Below are 18351 nucleotides of genomic sequence, written 5' to 3'. Positions count from 1 at the left end.
AAGGTCTCAGTTTGTCGACAAAAAGATTTTTAATAAGTTAAATTTAATTTTTATGCGTTAATTGGAGCGGAAGGGGTGAGACTCCTGTGGGATTAGCGAGACAGCTGAGACCCTGCAGGCCAAGGGCCGAAGCGGCTCAGCGCGAGCCCCACGGAAAGCGAACCCCTGTAGCGGAAAGCAACATCTTGTTCGAAGAGATTAATAAATGTACTATATAAAAACGTCTGTCTCTAAAATATCGGAGTTTGTCTACAGTCTGAGACCTCTTATACTTGTTGTATAAAAGGTCTTCCTTTCTATTTTAAAATAAAAGAAATATCGTTCCTATTGTAATAATCGCACATCCTATCAGTGTGTTTTTCGTTGGCTTTTCTTCTAATATAATAATGCTTAAAATGACGGTAATGACGACACTAAATTTATCAATTGGTGCTACTATGGATACTTTTCCAATGGAGATAGCTGCAAAAAAGCATAACCATGACAAACCTGTTGCTATTCCAGATATGATCAAGAAAAGATAGCTTTTTCTAGATATTGTTTTCATTTGTGTATACGTTCGTTGGAAGAAGACAATTCCCCAAGCAAAAATAATAATAACAATTGTACGAATAAAAGTGGCCACATTTGAATCTACCTCTTCTATCCCAATCTTCGCGAGTATCGCTGTTAATGCTGCGAATACCGCTGATAGCAATGCTAAAAATATGTATGAATTGGAATACGATGTGTCAGAGCTCTTTTTGATTTTTCCTATTAAAACAAAAGTTCCTATCGCAATAAGCGAACCGCCGATGACAATCGTCGTCGTCACAGGCTCCCCTAAAAAAATAAAGGAAAAAAGAATCGTTAAAATAACACTCGATTTATCAATTGGAACTACTTTTGAAACATCGCCAATCTGAATCGCTTTAAAATAAAAAAGCCATGATAATCCTGTTGTTATTCCTGATAAAACAAGAAAAACGAGGGACTTCCTACTAACCAGAAATATGCTATCTAATTGTTTCGTAATCAAAACCATAAAAAAAGCCATGATTAATACAACAATTGTTCTAATTGCCGTTGCTAAATTTGAATTTACATCTTTAATTCCTATCTTTGCTAGTATTCCTGTTAATGCTGCAAATATGGCTGCTAGTAATGCCAATATAACACTCATTGCATCACCTCTTTATCCATTTATTTATTCCTATCTTAGTGTAACTTAATTTCATGGAAGAATCACTTTCATCGATATTGCTTAACCGTGTAAAACCTTTCTTATTCATACACTGCCTCTTTAGATGAACAATTATTGAAAAAGGTATAGTTTACAATCATTTTATTTATCACTCTATGTATACAAGAAACTCCCTCACTTACTGCCTGTTTAAGTCGCGATAAAATTCCATTGACGGACATACGCTATCTATTATATGATTATTAATTGTGTGAAAGTTATTGTTTAACGTGGTTCGAGACCATCCCACGTAAAAAAACTAAGGGAGAGAAGACAATGAAAACAAAAACACTCGCAGTAAATGGCTTGGTAGCAGCATTATATGTTGCGGTTACGATTGCGATTGCGCCAATTGCATTTGGAAGCATCCAATATCGTGTTTCGGAATTATTTAATCATCTTGTTGTATTTAACAAAAAATATATTTATGGGATTGTAGTTGGCGTATTTTTAGCAAACTTATTCCTTTCAACCATCAAGTTATACGATTTAACTTTTGGAGTTGCTCATTCTATTATTTGTTTGTTAATCACAATTGGTATAAGCAAGTTTATTAAAAGTCATCTTTTACGAATGATCATTAATACACTTGTATTTACTTTTAATATGTTTATTATTGCCTATCAATTGCATCTTGCACTTGGTTTCCCTTTCTTAATCACCTGGGGAACAACAGCTATTGGTGAATTTGTTGTCATGGCAATCGGTATACCTATTATGCATTTCTTAAATAAACGTATTTCCTTTGGGAAGTTAGTGGATTAAATAAGGGTATTTAAAAAAGGCTGTCATTTCTGCATAATTAGTTCTGATACCGTGGAGAAAATGTAAAAAAACAGGTAAAATAACATTAAGTAGTTCAGTTATTCTGGAGAAACAGTCGAAATAACGCTGTAAATAAAGGACCAAATCGCATAGTGATTTAGTCCTTTATTTTTGTTGATATATCAATGTTTTATGTTAAAAAAATATATAATAGCAGTTTAAATCACATAGTGACAATAACCATTGTCAAAATTATTTTTAAATAAAATGCCAATCAGTCGTACCTGCGATATTTTAGAAATTGGTGTTGGAACTTATTATCAAAATTTAGAATGGCTGTTTATAAAGAATACCATTTGAATGACTTTGCAAAAAGAATAATCGTTTGGATTTTTAATATTACCCACAAGAACCTTCATCGATTGCTCAATCGATATATCTTTTCTTGAACCGAAGGATATTACAAAAATAGGAATGAATGTGAATGACAATGCCACCCATATTTTTTTTCAACAAATTCGTAGAAGGCTGTCTATCCTTTGAAAGACCGTTAATGACTGCAAGGGGTAACGGAAAAAGTTATATTTACGCCAACTTCAATCCAAAGTATGCTCAATACGCCTTGACAATTCTTAGAACCTATTACAACTTTTGTGAAACTTATAAATCTGCCGATGGTAAAGAACTCACTACTGCACAAAGGTTAGGTTTAACTGATAAAGTCTTTGATATAAAAGATATTATTCATCTTAGATCGTTCGTTATTTTCAATTTAAAATAGGAAAATCATATTTTGTGTTAAAGTAAATTTATAGATTGTAAAAAATTGTATAGAATTATAGAAGAAAAACATGTCAGGAGTGAAGCTGAGTGAATAGAATTTACAAATTGACTACAGGGTTATTTTTAACCTTTTTATTATCGGGGTGCATAGGAGAAAATTATGACTATACACCTCCGACTGTATCACTAACATATAGTGATTTAGAGTTAAAAGAAGCAAATATCAATTGGGATACAAAGGGAGATACTTCAGAAGATGGTACCGTTAAAACTGACGACATTTTTGAATTGGCAAATGAACAAGGACAAGTAGTAGTTAAAGCTGGAGATAATGATAGTGTTCAATTTGACAATCAAGATTTTTTACTTGAAAGTATAACTGTTTTACTTTGGAAAGATGGACAGAGTACAACAATAGACATAGATGAAAAAAGTTTAGATTTTAATTATCCGTCAGAAGTAGGTAGTTATGTTATTGATGTGACACTCAATACGGATAGCGGAACTGCCCAATATGTAGGGAATGTCGTCATTCAGTAATAAATTGGGTAGAAAATAAATTTTTTCAATGAAAAAACGCTTGATAATAGCAAACCCATAAAGTTGTAGAGATTTAGCATAATAAAAAAGGTCTTTCCATTAGTTCCAAATGATAGAGTGTTAAGAAGTTCTTCATCATTCTGAAATAACGAAATAAACATAATAAGGCCTATTAAGGTTGATATTACAGATAAAAACGAAAAGAATTTTCTCATTTTCCCTCCAGATATTTTTATCTAATTAACCAAAAGTAATTTTCTTACAAAGGTTATATTTAGTATATCGTAGTACCATTGAAAATAATGGTACTACTCTGAGGTTACTTCACACTAACCTCCCCATTAGTTAAATAACAAATCAAATTACGTTTCTGTCGCCTTTACTGGTAGGTTGAGAAATTACTAAGAATTCAACATCTTCACTTGAGTCATTAATCATTTGGTGTGGGATTAAAGGGGCTATTTCAACTCCCTCTTGAGGATTCAAAATTATGCGTTCACCATTGACCTCTAACGTGGCAATTCCAGATAAAACAAAGAAAAATTGACGTGCTTGCTCGTGAAAATGCCTTACTTCTGATGTGTTACAGGGCATCCTTTCGTGAATGACACTTAATTCTTTATTTTTTATTAAATGCCATCCATCACAAATACCTCCCCATATGTAGTGTTCTGCGTGTTGTTTACTTATCTTCATAGAAAATACTCCTCTTTTATTAAAAATATTTTAATCTCCAAGATAGTTAGTACAATAGGAACCTTATTTAAACAACCTGCCCCTTTAGCGACATTAGAAAAAGCCTTCCCTTTATTTAAGTATTTTTTTCATAAACTTTAATTTAAACTAAATGAGTTAATTTCATAATTCGAGCTTTTAAAGAAACACAGACTTACAGAATTTTATCTCCTATAAAATTTTTAAGCTGCTTGTTGCTTACTTAACTTACGGTTAATCCTATCTGCGCTTAACTTGGAAGCATTATAAACAAGCGTCACGAGATCAAAATGGACTTTCGCTCTTTTCCCAGTACGATAACGAACATTATTGAGCTGGAAATAACCCTTAAGATAGGCATTTACTCGTTCAACCGCTGTACGTCGTTTAAAGATGGTTTTCCAAGTATTTGACCCACGAGCTGGTGCGGTATATCTTCTAAGATCGGTTGTGATTTTTACTTTGTATACTCTCTGACAAAGACCATCATTCGCTAACGGACAGTCTTTACACTCTTTTGGACGTGTATATTTTAACGTTTCATACTGATGATCAAAGCTATCGTAACGGTAAGAATGCTCTCGAACACATGTAGGGGCGAAGTGCTTATCAAATCCAATAGGTTCGGGTTCATTCCGCTTATTATAAGCAATCACAGATTGATGCCCCATTCGATGAATTTGGGTATAAATCGCTTCAAAATCATAACCTGCATCCATTGTTTGATAACGCATGGAAGGAAACAAAACGTGTTCGTGAAGTCCTTTTAATAAAGGGATTGCAGCTTTTCCATCATTTAAATTAGCGGAAGATAGAAGAGATTGAAAGATATACTGACTCTTTGTCCCTACAGCTAAATGAGCTTTGTAGCCATACCAAAAAACATTTTTTCCTTGGCTGTTTTTCTTGATTCCCCATTGAGGATCTTGAGGAATTTCAGCTCGAAGTTCATCCAGAGGAATATCTAGTTGTTCTTCTATTTTCTTGTCATAAAGTGGAAGGTTGGCTTCCTGTTCTGCTTTTTCGATAAGCCATTGTTCACGCTCTTCTTTTGATTTACGTTCACGTTTTTTCGGTTCCGATTTTGGCTGTTCTTCCTTTGGAGGTGCTGCATCTTTGGCTAGTACATGCGTGGCATCAATGGCAACTGTGTCATCCTCCACAAAGCCTTCTGAAATGGCTTGATGGAGCAGTGTTCCTTGCACATTTTCAAGAACATCGGATTCACAAAGAACAGTAATCATTCTAGAATAAGCTGCTTCTGAGGGGATAGAGTCTGAAACTAAAAACCCACAGTCGAGACGAAAGATCATGTCATATTTTAACCGTTTCACTAAATCCTTAATAAACGGAATTCGCTCCGTAATTCTAGCGATGAGCGAATAAATCATCGCTGCATAGTTTAGCCCAACAGGCCTTCCAAAACGCGATTTCTTCGTTACCACAGCGAAGATCGGTTCGATGTCAATGGTAGAAAAAACAGCTTCAAACCGTTGGGTAGGTTCTAAATGATATAATTCTTGTAGGTCAAATAGGCTTCCTTGTCGTATAATAGTCATAGGGAGTCTTCCTCCAGTCTTATTAGTTTGTGTAGTGCTTACTAAATTCGACATTTTGGGGAGGTACTCCTTTTTTTGTGTCTCTGAGACCTTGAGGCTCTAAGCGTTAAATTTATGAAATTGATTCAAATATATAAACTATAATTTTACTGTCCATTAGTTAAATTTCACCTCTAATAAAAGGTGAAATTACGGAATAGACAGACCAAATAAAAACTACCCAGAAAGTAAGAGAGCTAATACGTCCATTCAGTAATGAACTCTTTTTAGATATTAAATAAGTTTGGATCAATGTATATAGACAGAATAATATAAAAGATAATCCAAACCAAACAACGCCAATGTTTCCTAAATACTGTATACCGAAGTTTTCATATATTCTGCTTAATACCATTTCGGTCAAGAAAAATCCCACTAATAAGGAAATTACTATTTCAACAATTGTAATTGCATATAATTTCACACTGTCAATACAAATCACTCCCTTTTCTCTATACTTTACCATAAATGTACATTTTTAGATGAACTTATTAAAGTAACCTGCCCCTCTTCTACTATAAGCAAAGTTCACTTATTACTGGAATGCTGCACTATAGCGATACAAAAGAAATGCTTCCCTTTTATTTATGGAAAGCCGCCGTTACTTTAAGTACATTTCTTCACAAGGTTTTCGATTTATACAGGTTATATACTGTATCCTATTTTTTTTAACGTTGGCATTCTAATAAAAAATTAAGAAATAAGTGAGTTGATGAAATTAAAGCCTTCCGCTATGTTTACAAGTAAGAAAATAACATTTGGCTTTTTTGTCTCGCATTTGGCGGGCTGGATTTTAGCTAACATTCAAACGATTTGGATTGTATATGAGATCAGAAGGATAAAGAAAATCTTATCAAACAACCAAATAAAATAAGAACTCCTCAAGTAGTTAAATATATATTTGGAGAATTATTTACCTATAAATAAAGCCCGTATCGTAGATTACCAAGTAATCATTGATACAGGCTTTTTTAAACTTCTTCTTGCATTATCTTACCCGTTAATTTACGTGAAACACTTCATAAAAACTTCTATTTAATCCACTTTCATTAAATAAAAACAGCTAATTACAACCGGATCTAAGTTCTTTCCCCCTTTCGTTTAAATAATTTCTCAAACTCAATCCAAGGATACCGTTGTAGTTTTTTATTTCATTTCACTAATTTTCACATCAAAGATAGTAAACAGCGATAATATTATCACTATTGATAATATCCAAGCTAACAAAGGTTTTTTTTGGTGTATTGGTAAGATAACGAAAATAATACCTGTAAATAGTGCAGACCACAATATATTCCATCCATTATGGTATGTAATAAACCCAAAATTACTGTTAAAATACTCAGCAGATAAGTATATTCCTACCCATAATAAAAACCATAAGAAGCGTTTATTCCATTCCTCTGGAAACCTCCCTAGGTAAATTAATACGGTCGCAGAGTAAGATACAACCATAGCTAAAATTGTAATGATGGTATGGTTAGGTAAGATTAAATCGTGAAACAACCACATTGATTTTTTATAGAGGAGAAAGTTATATAGAAAATCTCCAATGATTAAGAAGAGTATTGTCGGATAATAAAGTTTCCAATTCCTCCAATCTCCCCATTTAAATGCTGCTATCAAATAGAAAACATTGATTATAATGTACAATAAGATCCATCCTTAAAAAAATTAGTATTCCTATTCTCTCCAAATTACAGGAATTTATTAAAAGTCTTGTTCACTAACCTGCCCCTTTAGCGACATAAGAAGAAGGCTTTCCTTTTATTTCAGGAAAGCCCTGGTATATGGTATTGAAGTGGATAACGCCAAATAAAAATTCACGTGAAATTTACTATCACTGCTTTAGGGAAGGTAGGGTTTAAAAACTATTTCGGAATTGATTCCTAATTATCCCTTACCTTCTAAACAATAAAAAAAACGCCATAATCTCATCGGCGATTTTTTTTTCAAACGTTTATTGCTATCCTTCTTCCACTATCCTGTCCCCGTTTGTTACATAAGAAAAGAAACATATTTGGCCGCTGATCTTGGACATAATCACCCTTTAGCTCAACAACAAGAAGTTCTTTTTAACCTCCAATCTATAGCTTTTTCAACTAATTTATTAACAAAATACTCTTTTTCATCTTGATATTTATGGATATCATTCAGGAACTGATTAGCTAATTTTAAATCCCCGTAACTTTTGGCATCCTCTGGGTGTTTAATTAAGTATTCCTTAAAATCTAAACTGTTCCTACTATTTCCATCTCCCGCTTGATAACTATGTAAATGGTGAGTTCTTTTTTCCTTCGCCTTTAGAAAATATCTTCTGCCTAAAATTCCATTTTCACCTCTTGGCCCATACCCAAATGACAACCTTCATTTTTCCGTTGTATAACTCCATTTTTTCAATATCTTTTATAACAATTAAGATGTCTACAATCGGTTTGGCAAAACCTATTGTAGGTATAGCTGTACTCCCTATATGGTAAATATCAAGAATTTCATCTTTAAAAATATTTTTAAGTATTTTTTCTTCTTCATAGTATTGTTTTACCCAATCTTTTGTCCAAGGAACTATTCCATTTATCCAGCTTTTTTTAATACCTATTATTAGCAGTATCCAATGCTTGCTTTAAATTACCTTCTCTTTGAACAATCTCTTGCTCTGCCTGATTTCGTTTCTGCTTACCCTCTTCTTGTATATGTAGCGTCTCTTCTAACGAATTCATCAATTTATGCTGTGTTTCTTTTAATGATTCTATTTCCTGCATCGCTGATCGATTTTCATTCGCGATCGTGGCCATCTCTCTTACATTTGAGTCTACCCGATTTGTATTTATTCGCGTTTGCGTTTCAATCGCATAACGCTGCCTTAAAAGAGTTAAAGCAATGGAAACTTGATTTCTCCATAAGGGAATCGAGGTCATGATTGATGACTGAATTTTATCAATAACAGTTCGGTTCGTATGTTGAATCAAGCGGATTTGTGGAGCTGTTTGGATTGTAATTTCCCTGCTGACCTTTAAATCGTAAATACGCTTCTCGAGTAATTCAGCAAAGTGAATTAAATCATTTACCTCTTGTAGCTTCATTCGATTCCCTGACTCTTCCGCCAATTTTTTTTGCTCTGGAATAAGCTTTTCAGTCATTTCTTCATATTTCATTTCTGCCGCTGCAATATAGACATTCAAATCTTGGAAATACGTTTTATTGTTTTCATACAATTGCTCTAATAAATGAATGTCTGCAGTCAGGACATTTTTGCTGCGCTCGAGACGAACACTCATGCGGTCAATTTGCGCACTCGCTTTTTGATAATTAGAAAGGACTTCCTGAACACTTCTAGATGGCCTACTAAATAATCTGCGAAAAAATCCTTTCTTCTCTACACGTAATTCATCTGGATTTATTTCATTTAGTCTTTCCATTAATTCGCCTACAACATCGCCTACTTCTCCAACATCTTTTCGCTGTACATGTTCAATCATCATATGAGAAAAAGAAAGCAATTTCTTCTGAGCTTCTGCCCCGTAAGAAATCATGATTCGGTGATTAGTCGGATCAAGTTTAGCCGCCAGTTCATATGCCCGCTTCTGATTGTCTGGTGGCAAAACATCAATAAGGCGAACAGTTTCAGCTGTTTCGCCTTTTTTTAACAACAAATTATTGCTTTCTCCTAAAGGGTCAGAGAAATAATCATCTGTTATAGTTTTCATTTCTCGTTCATCTGTCATTTAGGCCGCCTGCTTTCATCTAATAAATCAGTGTCTTTCTCCTTAAAAGATGTGTGCTTTACTACATCTAATTCAAAATGTAAATCATCAATATCATCTGACAGTATTTCATGAAGATCGTCTTCTAGCGTTCTTGAAAGCTGCTCTAATGTTCTTCTTGTATCATTTAAAGTCGCCTGTAATGCTCTGTTCTTTTTTGGTTGAGCTGATAACAGTGCATATTTCTCTGCAATCTCTACTAATGAATCCAAGTGAGAATAATAGAATTTATCCGCTTTATAGAAACGGCGTGGCTCTTCCTTCGTTAATCGATAGATTTTCTTTGTTACACGCATTAAATCGATTCTTTGTTTAAAGGAAGGAAAGTGACGGATGGCAAATACATGTCGATTTAAACGACTAATTTTCTCATTCGCTTCCTTTAATTGTGTCTGGATAAATTTATATTCTTTTCTTGATAATCCTTGCCTTACCATTAGCTGATGTTTGATTACACCATCGGAGATAAAATAAGTAACAGCGGTTGCTGCTATCCCATATGCAACGGAAAGGAAGAAATATTGGTCAAATCCCACATAACTGATTAACCATGTTAAAGCACCTACAGGAAAAGAGATGCCTGTTCGTACTAAAAACATTAAAAATGAGTTCACTATAATCGACTCCTGCCTTTGTATTCCTTTAATTTTTATACGTTTCTAATCAACATTTGTTTCAAAAATGTACGTTTTATTTAATTCTATTTTAACGTAAACAGGCTATTTTTTGCTATAGACTTTAAATGGAATATCGTCTACGACTAAAGACGTATTTTGTTATACTGTCCCTTAAACTATATCTATGTGGAAAAGCATAAAAAAATGATTTGATCCTTTTGATTCTATCAAATCTAGGAATATGTTTCAGGTTTCGATTAGATATGGAATGTAATAGATAGAAAAAAACCGGAAATGTTAGACTTATGTTTATCATTTCCAAGGGTTGCAAAAGGTACATATTGATATATAGGGTCTTTGAAAAGCGAGGGGACGACTCGAAAAACAGATTCAACATCTAAGTTTAGAAATTGACTACTATCAATAATCATTAGCTAGCCGTTTTTCAGTGGTCTAATCCCTTTCGAATATGTTGCCCATACTTAATTAAGGTACTTCACAATTCAGACATAACTTTGTGAACTAAATGTGAATTACATCACAAACATCTTTCTTACGTTAGAAATGGTGTTATTATATAAGTGTAGTAAGAAACAAACAAGATCTTGTAAAAATAATGTGAAATAGTGAACAAACAAACCGAATAAAAAAACTAATAATGAATCTTAAGGAGATGGAGTAAAATGTTAGACCTATTAAGAAATAATAAAGTGGTGGCAGGAATTTTAGCGATATTTAGAATTTATCTTGGTTATCAATTTATCCATGCAGGCTATGAAAAATAACAAGTGGCGGCTTTGACGCAAGTGGCTTCCTACAAGGAGCAATTGCAAGTAGCACAGGAGATCATCCCGCAGTACAAGGCTGGTGGGCAACATTTCTTGAGCATGTAGCACTTCCAAATGCAGATTTATTCAGTTTCTTAGTTCAATGGGGAGAAGTACTAGTAGGGATTGCATTAATCCTTGGTATATTCACAAGCTTCGCAACATTAATGGGGATGGTAATGAACTTCGCCTTCTTATTTAGTGGAACAGTAAGCACAAATGGACAAATGATTCTATTAGCAATATTCGTAATCGTAGCAGGTGCAAATGCTGGTAAATTCGGTCTTGATCGTTACGTAATGCCATATATTAAAAATCAATTTAACAATAGAAGAAATAATAAACACAAAAAAGAAACAGCAATTGCATAAGTAATTATATAGGAAGAAGCCAGTTACGATTATCATAACTGGCTTCTTTTCGTTTCTTTATTCACTTTTCTTTTTTACCCAAGGCGATTTGCCAATTCAGGCTGGCGTGTCTTTTTCTCTTTCGGTTCTGTCTTCATGTATGGTGGCTCGATAATCAATGTAATAACAAATGAAATCACACATAATACCGTAATAACCGTAAAGGTTGCATGAAATCCTCCTAGTACTGCTGCAATCATAGATCCAGCCAGTGCACCGAATCCAAAACCTTGATAGATAATTCCATAGTTTTTACTTTGATTTTTCAGACCAAAGAAATCAGCGACAATGGCCGGATAGACGGTAATTACTCCTCCAAAACAGAATGCAATTGCTGCTACACAGGCAAAGAATAATGGAAAACTTAATGGCACTACATTTAAAACAGTGACTGCAACTGCAGTTACTACCAATGTTCCAGAAACTACTTTGATTCGTCCTACTTTATCAGATAATGCTCCAAGAATAATACGTCCAATTGTATTGAATATGGCTACTAACGCAACGGCGTTAGCTGCTGTCGCAACATCTAAATGCGCTAGACTAACACCAATATCCTTGACAATTCCGATTAAATACAGCCCGCTCATACATGCGGTAAAAAATATAACAAATAGTAAGTATGCTTGTTTCGTTTTCAGCATTTCCTTCACAGTATAATTCTTTTGACCAGTTGCTAAAGCTGTGGTTGTTTCTACTTCTTGCGCTTCTTTTAAGAGGAATGATCCTCCCACTACCATAGCTAATGCGATAATACCCCAGATTAAAAAGGCTGTTGAAACACCAAATGATTCAATAAAGCTAGCATTTAAATATTTAAAAACTAAGCTACCAGTTCCATACGCCCCTACAGAAATACCGGATATCAATCCTTTTTTCTCAGGGAACCATTTAATTAAATTCGTTAAGGAAGTAATATATGCAGTACCATCGGCAAAACCAACGATTACTCCTGCAACAAGATATAACATCCATAAAGACGATACTTGAGAGCTTAACATTAATCCTCCACCGAGGAAAATTCCAGCGATAGCAATTAATCGACGCAATCCCCATTTATCTTGAATCTTCCCTGCAAAAAGGGTAGCAAATGCTAGTGCAAAACTTGTTATCGAAAAAGTTATTGCAGTTGCACTTAAATCCCATCCATATTTATCAACGAGTGGTTGATTGAATAAGCTCCATGTATAAATGGTGCCTAATCCCATTTGAACAATAATTGTACCAATAACTATAAGAAGGCGATTTCCATTTCGTTCTTTCATTCCGATCTCCTCTTTCTACTCGGTTTATAAACAGTATTTTCTACTATAAAAGGTTGTTTATTCTTTCTATTTATAGTTAAATTATACCGCCTGAAAGCTATTTGAAACCGGTGTCAGAATGAAATGCCCTATATTCGGAATGAATGGTAATTACAGATGCATAAGTTGTCGAAATGCTTTTGCCTTACTTCTGCTAACTGGTATTTCTGCCTTCATATCCTTTAATCGAACTAAATAAGTATGATTAAACCATGGCACAATTTCATGGATTTTCGAAAGATTCACTGTATAAGAACGGTGACAGCGAAAAAAAGTATCCTGCGGCAATTTATCGTGAAAATCAGAGATACTCATTGGCATCATATATTCCTCTGATTTTGTATAAACTACTGTTACTTTTTCACTCGCTTCCGCATAGTAGATATCATTTACATCTGTCACAATAATATTTTCATTTTTGCGCAGGTTGATACGGCGATTTACCTCTGTTGTGACCTCTTCTGGTCCTTTGCTTTCTCTTTGATATGCTGATTCTAATTTTGCAAGCATCGCCGCAATGCGCTTTTCTTCGTATGGCTTCAAAATATAATCAAATGCTTCTAATTCAAATGCCTGTGCTGCATGCTCCTTATAGGCTGTCGTAAAAATGATATAAGGCTTTTTTGCAAATTTACTAATATTGCTTGCTAAAAACATTCCATCTAAAGAAGGGATGTTAATATCCAAGAAAATGGCATCGACTTCTTCCGCTTGTAAAAATTTAAGCACATCTAGACCATCCTCAAATGAGGCAACAATTTCAATACTGCTATGAGTTTGAATTAAATATTCTAGTTCATCTTTTGCTGGAATTTCATCCTCTACAATAATTGCTTTCATGCTATCTCCTTCGTTATGTCAAAATAAACTTCCGTACCTGGCTCTAATCTTCGAATGATCAAGCCTGTTCCATACATTAATTTTACTCGTTGATGGACATTCGTTAAACCGATTTGTTTTGATGATACCTCTTCTTTTGCGAGGCGATCAATCACTTCCTGATCAATCCCCTCCCCTGTATCTCGTACACTCACTCGAACCTTTTCTCCTAAATCTTTGACTGCTATCGTGACAATTCCAGGTCCCTTGCGCTTTAAAATACCGTGAACAACGGCATTTTCCACTAACGGCTGGATAAGCAGACTAGGAAGCTTAATATGTGTATCATCTATTTCATAGTTCACTTGTAGTCGATTCCCAAAACGTGCTTTTTCAATTTGGATATAGTCTCTTACTTGCTGCAGGGCTATTTGAATATCAATAAGCTCCTCCCCTACCTCTAGGTTGTAACGCATATAGCCTGATAAATTAATAATTAATTCTCGTGCTTTTTCTGGATCACGACGGGTCGTTGAAGCAATCGCGTTTAGAGCATTGAATAAGAAATGTGGGTTGATTTTTGTTTGTAATGCTTTAAGTTCCGCCTTATTTGCTTCTTCTTTCATCTGCTCTACTCTTGAAACTTCCATTAGTGTTGAGATAATTTGCGCTAAGCCAATCGCCATTGTTTGGAGCGTATTTGTAATCGTATATGCTTTTCGATAATAGATTTTTAAAGTACCAGTTACAACGCCTCTTTCTTCCAACGGAATAACCAATAAACAATGAATTTGTGGGGTATGATGATCAGCGATATTATTTCGAATGGTAATCTTTCCGCTTCGAATGGTGTCTTTCGTTAAATCACTAATAATTTCCTGACCAATTTTATATTTTTCTTCTCCAAAACCTACGTAGGCAAGGACATCCTTTGTATCCGTTATTGCCACAGCATCTGCCTGAATATCCTCTTTTATAATCGTACAAATTGTACGCAAGGAATTTGCATTAATGGAACGGAAATACGGCAATGTTTTATTGGCGATATTAAGAGCTAGCTGTGCCTGCTGTGCAGCGATTCTTTCTTTTTCCCCTTCTACACTAGCAATCATTAAGACAATTAACCCGATACTAACTTGTCCTAGAATCATCGGTAAGGCAATTTTGGATACAATATCTATCCCTAAATCAAAGGGGTCTGCCATTAGTAAAATAAGTATCATCGTTAGCATTTCGCATAGCATTCCCGCTACAATCCCATAAATCCAACGGCTCTTTTTTTTCACTTTTTGATGGATGTAGCCTGATACAATCCCTGCCAAAATACTCGTTATTAAACAAGGGATAGAGGTTACACCACCAATATCAATTAAGTAACGATGAACCCCTGATACAATCCCTGTCACAATTCCAACCCATGGGCCAAACAGGATACCGCCTGACATGATTGCAATTGTTCGGATATTAACAATTGAACCCTCTACTTGGATTCCTGAATAGGTACCATATAGAGCAAATGCGCAAAATATCAAAGTAATTAACGTTAGCTCTGTAGGAGAATGATGATCCTTTTGCAAGGTTTCTTTAAATTTCGGAACTCTCGTCATAAAAAATAAGGTAATAAGTAAAAGTGCAGCTCGTTCAAATAACTGGATGAGCATTTGTAATTCAAGGGAAGAGTCCATTCTTCTTCCTCCTTCTGTTTAAAAACCTTTGATGATTGTTCGTGTTAAATATTTCGAATGAAGTTATTGATTTCTAACTTCCTTTTCTATCAGGCTTAGCTATTATTCATTGTTGATTTTCTTGTAGGTATGAGAAATCATAGGCGGAGAATTTCCGGTTAATGTATATAGAGTGAGCTTAAGTAGCAGATATAAGCGGAGATATTCCGATTAACTGCTCTAAAAAAGACAAAATCCAAGGATTTGGATACTATAGACGGAAAAACCTCCTTTATTTTTAAGGAAATAGGAGTATTTTTCCATTTAAACGGAATTATACCGTTTATTTTTCAAACACAAAAAAAATAATCATTCAGTTATAACAGTGCCTTCTATTAAAATCCACATTTGACGGATATCATTTCTTATTAATTAATAAAGAAAGACGCACCTAACTTACTGACTTCTCCACTTTCTACATCTACAAAGTAATCACAGTCAAGCTTTCCGCATAGTACCCAATTTTTATCATGTGCATCATACACATAGTATGGAGTTAGCGTGCAATATGGCTGTAGCTTCTCAAAAGCCTCCTCTTTACTCACCTTCATCTCAATCGCTTCATCTTCTTTCACGTCCAAATTATCCCATAATTCCTTTTTGTCCATATAATTTACTACCTTTCCTTCTGTATCTAGGAAAACGATTAACTTCCCTGGAAAAAGAGTTGGTGCAGTATTTTGCTCTAGGTATGCATGCAAATAGGAATTTTCTCGAGATAAATAGGTAAGTGTCCATTTACCTGAATCATTCGGATACTTCATTTGCAAAAATGCTATTACTGCTTGTATCGATTTTTCTACCTCCTCATCCGTTATTGGCAAGGAATCTGGATCGGGTTCCATCAAATAGGCTTGATCGATACTCACCACATTCCCCCACTGTATATATGCCCGTTCAAAAGTATCTTCTCTTACTTCCTCCCATCCCAAGATTTTGTTTACATTTTTTCGACATGCACCATGCTCCTGCATAAATGGAAGACTTCCATTACGATCGTTTCTGATGTACGTTTCTTCGACGCCATATACGATCATCGTACCATCAGCTTCAGGAAATTTTGCTAAAACAACTTGCTCCTTTGCGATATCCCCTATACTAAATAATGATAATGTAAATGCGTCTTGCAAATCTTTCTTTTTCGATAACACACTAACGTTTTTCGAATAAAAAGTTAGCTCTCCGTTTTCATTAAACTCTACATTTATCGAACAAGATGGGGATAATGGAATGCCATTCCACTGTTCCTGAAAGTAAAACTCCCTTTCGTCTGTTTGCTGGCAAACAAAATCTTTCTCTATATTTAACCCAGTGAAATCAGTGAGCCAATCCTTAATCTCATTTATGTCTTTATTTAGAAAAATAACTCCATTTTCCGCATAGGTCAGGCCTTGTACAAAAATAGCTGAGTGGAACTCCTTTGAATGGATGTTTATATCAATAGAGGCTGCCCCTTCAGGATTCTCCTCCTCATCTGTCCAATCGGCATATATATTAGGAAACCATTCCATATTTAAGAAATACAACGTCTCCCCATCCAACATTAGCCTTCTAAATAAACGATGCCTTCCTAAATAATATTCCGATAGTCCCCATTGATCTTTTGTAAAGTCTACTAGTTCTTTAATCCGCGCGTCCATTCTTTTCCTCCGTATCCCTATTTTATCTCACTACCTCATTTATCGCATCACATACATCATCTGCCAACAATCCATAAGGTCCCTTTTTGGATGCTGCAGCATCTCCTGCCAAGCCGTGAATATAGACACCTAACCTCGCTGCCTCTGCAACGCTTAACCCTTGTGCAAGCAAACCGACAATCACACCTGTTAGTACATCTCCTGTACCACCGGTCGCCATGCCATTATTCCCAGATGTATTCACATACGTATTTCCAGCACCCTCTGTTACGATTGTTCTTGCATCCTTTAATACACATGTTAGCTTCTTTTCTGCCGCGAATTTTTCTGCTACTTCGATAATATCATCTGCAATCTCGGGAATTGGTTTACCAGTGAGGCGAGACATCTCTCCTAAATGTGGAGTCATAATGATTTTTTGTCCATGATCGTGCAAAAGCTCTGGTTCCTTAGCTACGATTGTAATTGCATCAGCATCTATCACTAGGGGAACTTTGCTAATGGAAAGTAGTTTACTTAACAAATATTTAGCTTCCTCTGATACACCCATTCCAGGTCCTATGACAATGGCACTCCCCCAATTAATCGCCTCTGTTAACCAGTCTCCTTCTAATTGATTTCTTTGATAAGTCGTTACAATGGCTTCTGGAAGCAAGGTTTGAAGTATTTGCCGATTTTCTTCTGGAGTCACGATTCTTACTAGACCTGCTCCCATCCTATAAGCTGCCTTTGCGGAAAAATAAGCTGCACCACTCATATTTTTAGAACCGGCAATCACTACTATTTTTCCATATGTACCTTTATTAGAATAAGAATGACGTTTCGGAATTCTCTCTAAATCCTCGCTTGTATAGGTATATATTTTCGGAAATATCCGTTCAAATCCTGCTTTCGTAATCCCAATATCTTTTACCTTTATACTCCCCGCATATTCTGCCCCAGGATAAAGGACTAGGCCTAATTTACGAAACGCAAATGTTACTGTTAGTGTCGCTTTCATGGCGTTTTCCATCACTTTTCCATTATCTGCTGAAATACCTGAAGGAATATCTACAGAGAGGATTTCCCCTTCAGCTTGATTTACTTGCTCTATTATCTCTAGATATTTTCCACTTAACGGCCGTGATAACCCAATCCCGAACAAGGCATCCACAATCGTTGTGTATGGATTATTCTCTATCTCCTTTACTGAGCTTACCCCATAATACTCGGCTATTTTCTGTTGCTGTTTATTTTCTGTTGTTCGTTTCTGTTCATCGCCTACAAATAAAACATCCACCTTAATATTTTGTAAATGCAATAACCTTGCCACTGCATACCCATCTGCCCCATTATTTCCAGAACCACATACAACGAGTACTCTAGTTAAATCAAAGGAAGTCAATTCTTCGACGACAGAAAGAGCTGCTCTTTCCATGAGCACCATAGATGGCATGCCAATTTTTTGAATCGTTGTTTCATCACATCTTTTCATTTCTTCACTATTTAGTAAATATTCCATCCTTCTCCACACTTTCTAAAAAATTTTCCAAGAAGAAATCATCCTATCATTTATGATATTACCTTCTATTTCCCCCATATATTTTCCTGCTATAAGAAGAAATCAATCTTACCTCCCATTAAG

15 protein-coding genes, 2 pseudogenes and 1 riboswitch are annotated in these 18351 nt (G+C 35.1%); of the genes and pseudogenes, 4 read left to right on the top strand and 13 right to left on the bottom strand.

Features of this window, described 5'->3' with window-relative positions:
* Positions 1-301: 301 nt before the first annotated feature.
* Positions 302-1162, bottom strand: a complete 861-nt coding sequence (locus AB3U99_RS04550) for an EamA family transporter (RefSeq protein WP_400245836.1) — start codon at positions 1160-1162, stop codon at positions 302-304.
* Between the two features lie 284 nt (positions 1163-1446).
* Positions 1447-1491, top strand: a riboswitch (PreQ1 riboswitch).
* A gap of 7 nt (positions 1492-1498) precedes the next feature.
* On the opposite strand from AB3U99_RS04550, the gene AB3U99_RS04545 reads away from it, so the two are divergent.
* The 3 genes and pseudogenes from AB3U99_RS04545 (at position 1499) to AB3U99_RS04535 (ending at position 3310) form a co-directional block, all read left to right on the top strand.
* On the top strand, positions 1499-1987 hold the full coding sequence (locus AB3U99_RS04545; protein ID WP_400245834.1) for a QueT transporter family protein: 489 nt from the start codon (positions 1499-1501) through the stop codon (positions 1985-1987).
* A 417-nt stretch (positions 1988-2404) separates the two neighbouring features.
* Positions 2405-2768 (top strand): annotated as a pseudogene (locus AB3U99_RS04540) (insertion element protein); the annotation flags it as partial.
* Positions 2769-2875: 107 nt separating this feature from the next.
* The gene (locus AB3U99_RS04535; protein ID WP_400245832.1) at positions 2876-3310 is read left to right on the top strand and encodes a hypothetical protein; all 435 of its coding nucleotides are present in this window, start codon (positions 2876-2878) and stop codon (positions 3308-3310) included.
* Between the two features lie 357 nt (positions 3311-3667).
* Here AB3U99_RS04535 and AB3U99_RS04530 read toward each other — a convergent pair whose 3' ends face one another.
* From AB3U99_RS04530 to AB3U99_RS04500, 7 genes are all read right to left on the bottom strand, one after another.
* Positions 3668-4006 carry a cupin domain-containing protein gene (locus tag AB3U99_RS04530; RefSeq protein ID WP_400245830.1) on the bottom strand — a complete coding sequence of 113 codons (339 nt, stop codon included), beginning with the start codon at positions 4004-4006 and terminating at the stop codon, positions 3668-3670.
* Positions 4007-4227: 221 nt separating this feature from the next.
* Positions 4228-5583, bottom strand: coding sequence for an IS1182 family transposase (locus AB3U99_RS04525; RefSeq protein WP_400245828.1), 1356 nt, complete (start codon positions 5581-5583; stop codon positions 4228-4230).
* Positions 5584-6768: 1185 nt separating this feature from the next.
* Positions 6769-7275 (bottom strand): CBO0543 family protein, encoded by a 507-nt coding sequence (locus tag AB3U99_RS04520; protein ID WP_400245827.1) that lies wholly within the window; start codon positions 7273-7275, stop codon positions 6769-6771.
* Between the two features lie 402 nt (positions 7276-7677).
* Positions 7678-7986 carry a GrpB family protein gene (locus AB3U99_RS04515; RefSeq protein WP_400245825.1) on the bottom strand — a complete coding sequence of 103 codons (309 nt, stop codon included), beginning with the start codon at positions 7984-7986 and terminating at the stop codon, positions 7678-7680.
* Positions 7958-8140: a GrpB family protein gene (locus tag AB3U99_RS04510; protein WP_400247961.1), complete on the bottom strand. Its 183-nt coding sequence runs from the start codon at positions 8138-8140 to the stop codon at positions 7958-7960. The genes AB3U99_RS04515 and AB3U99_RS04510 overlap by 29 nt, the downstream gene beginning before the upstream one ends.
* Before the next feature lie 70 nt (positions 8141-8210).
* A complete protein-coding gene (locus tag AB3U99_RS04505) occupies positions 8211-9347 on the bottom strand; it encodes a toxic anion resistance protein (protein ID WP_400245823.1) in 1137 nt (378 codons plus the stop codon).
* Positions 9344-10000, bottom strand: coding sequence for a 5-bromo-4-chloroindolyl phosphate hydrolysis family protein (locus AB3U99_RS04500; protein ID WP_400245821.1), 657 nt, complete (start codon positions 9998-10000; stop codon positions 9344-9346). The genes AB3U99_RS04505 and AB3U99_RS04500 overlap by 4 nt, the downstream gene beginning before the upstream one ends.
* 686 nt (positions 10001-10686) lie before the next feature.
* Here AB3U99_RS04500 and AB3U99_RS04495 point away from each other — a divergent pair.
* Positions 10687-11201 (top strand): annotated as a pseudogene (locus tag AB3U99_RS04495) (DoxX family protein).
* Between the two features lie 74 nt (positions 11202-11275).
* Here AB3U99_RS04495 and AB3U99_RS04490 read toward each other — a convergent pair.
* From AB3U99_RS04490 to AB3U99_RS04470, 5 genes are all read right to left on the bottom strand, one after another.
* Positions 11276-12505 (bottom strand): OFA family MFS transporter, encoded by a 1230-nt coding sequence (locus AB3U99_RS04490; protein WP_400245819.1) that lies wholly within the window; start codon positions 12503-12505, stop codon positions 11276-11278.
* 150 nt (positions 12506-12655) lie between these two features.
* Positions 12656-13384 carry a LytR/AlgR family response regulator transcription factor gene (locus tag AB3U99_RS04485; RefSeq protein ID WP_400245817.1) on the bottom strand — a complete coding sequence of 243 codons (729 nt, stop codon included), beginning with the start codon at positions 13382-13384 and terminating at the stop codon, positions 12656-12658.
* A complete protein-coding gene (locus AB3U99_RS04480; protein WP_400245815.1) occupies positions 13381-15048 on the bottom strand; it encodes a LytS/YhcK type 5TM receptor domain-containing protein in 1668 nt (555 codons plus the stop codon). Before AB3U99_RS04480 ends, AB3U99_RS04485 begins: the two co-directional genes overlap by 4 nt.
* Before the next feature lie 407 nt (positions 15049-15455).
* Entirely contained in the window at positions 15456-16727 is a 1272-nt protein-coding gene (locus AB3U99_RS04475; RefSeq protein ID WP_400245813.1) for a hypothetical protein, read from the bottom strand.
* Between the two features lie 22 nt (positions 16728-16749).
* Positions 16750-18228: an NAD(P)H-hydrate dehydratase gene (locus AB3U99_RS04470; RefSeq protein ID WP_400245812.1), complete on the bottom strand. Its 1479-nt coding sequence runs from the start codon at positions 18226-18228 to the stop codon at positions 16750-16752.
* Between the last annotated feature and the right edge of the window lie 123 nt (positions 18229-18351).

The organism is Niallia tiangongensis, from assembly GCF_044704065.1.
In the GTDB taxonomy this organism is placed as follows: Bacteria; Bacillota; Bacilli; order Bacillales; family Cytobacillaceae; genus Niallia; species Niallia tiangongensis.
This window is presented reverse-complemented; position numbering and strand designations above follow the sequence as displayed.

Bases quoted from the DNA above. Each gene is read 5' to 3' on its own strand.
- AB3U99_RS04525 (WP_400245828.1), bottom strand. From the start codon at position 5,583: ATGACTATTATACGACAAGGAAGCCTATTTGACCTACAAGAATTATAT.
- AB3U99_RS04550 (WP_400245836.1), bottom strand. From the start codon at position 1,162: ATGAGTGTTATATTGGCATTACTAGCAGCCATATTTGCAGCATTAACA.
- AB3U99_RS04470 (WP_400245812.1), bottom strand. From the start codon at position 18,228: ATGGAATATTTACTAAATAGTGAAGAAATGAAAAGATGTGATGAAACA.
- AB3U99_RS04475 (WP_400245813.1), bottom strand. From the start codon at position 16,727: ATGGACGCGCGGATTAAAGAACTAGTAGACTTTACAAAAGATCAATGG.
- AB3U99_RS04530 (WP_400245830.1), bottom strand. From the start codon at position 4,006: ATGAAGATAAGTAAACAACACGCAGAACACTACATATGGGGAGGTATT.
- AB3U99_RS04480 (WP_400245815.1), bottom strand. From the start codon at position 15,048: ATGGACTCTTCCCTTGAATTACAAATGCTCATCCAGTTATTTGAACGA.
- AB3U99_RS04485 (WP_400245817.1), bottom strand. From the start codon at position 13,384: ATGAAAGCAATTATTGTAGAGGATGAAATTCCAGCAAAAGATGAACTA.
- AB3U99_RS04505 (WP_400245823.1), bottom strand. From the start codon at position 9,347: ATGACAGATGAACGAGAAATGAAAACTATAACAGATGATTATTTCTCT.
- AB3U99_RS04490 (WP_400245819.1), bottom strand. From the start codon at position 12,505: ATGAAAGAACGAAATGGAAATCGCCTTCTTATAGTTATTGGTACAATT.
- AB3U99_RS04545 (WP_400245834.1), top strand. From the start codon at position 1,499: ATGAAAACAAAAACACTCGCAGTAAATGGCTTGGTAGCAGCATTATAT.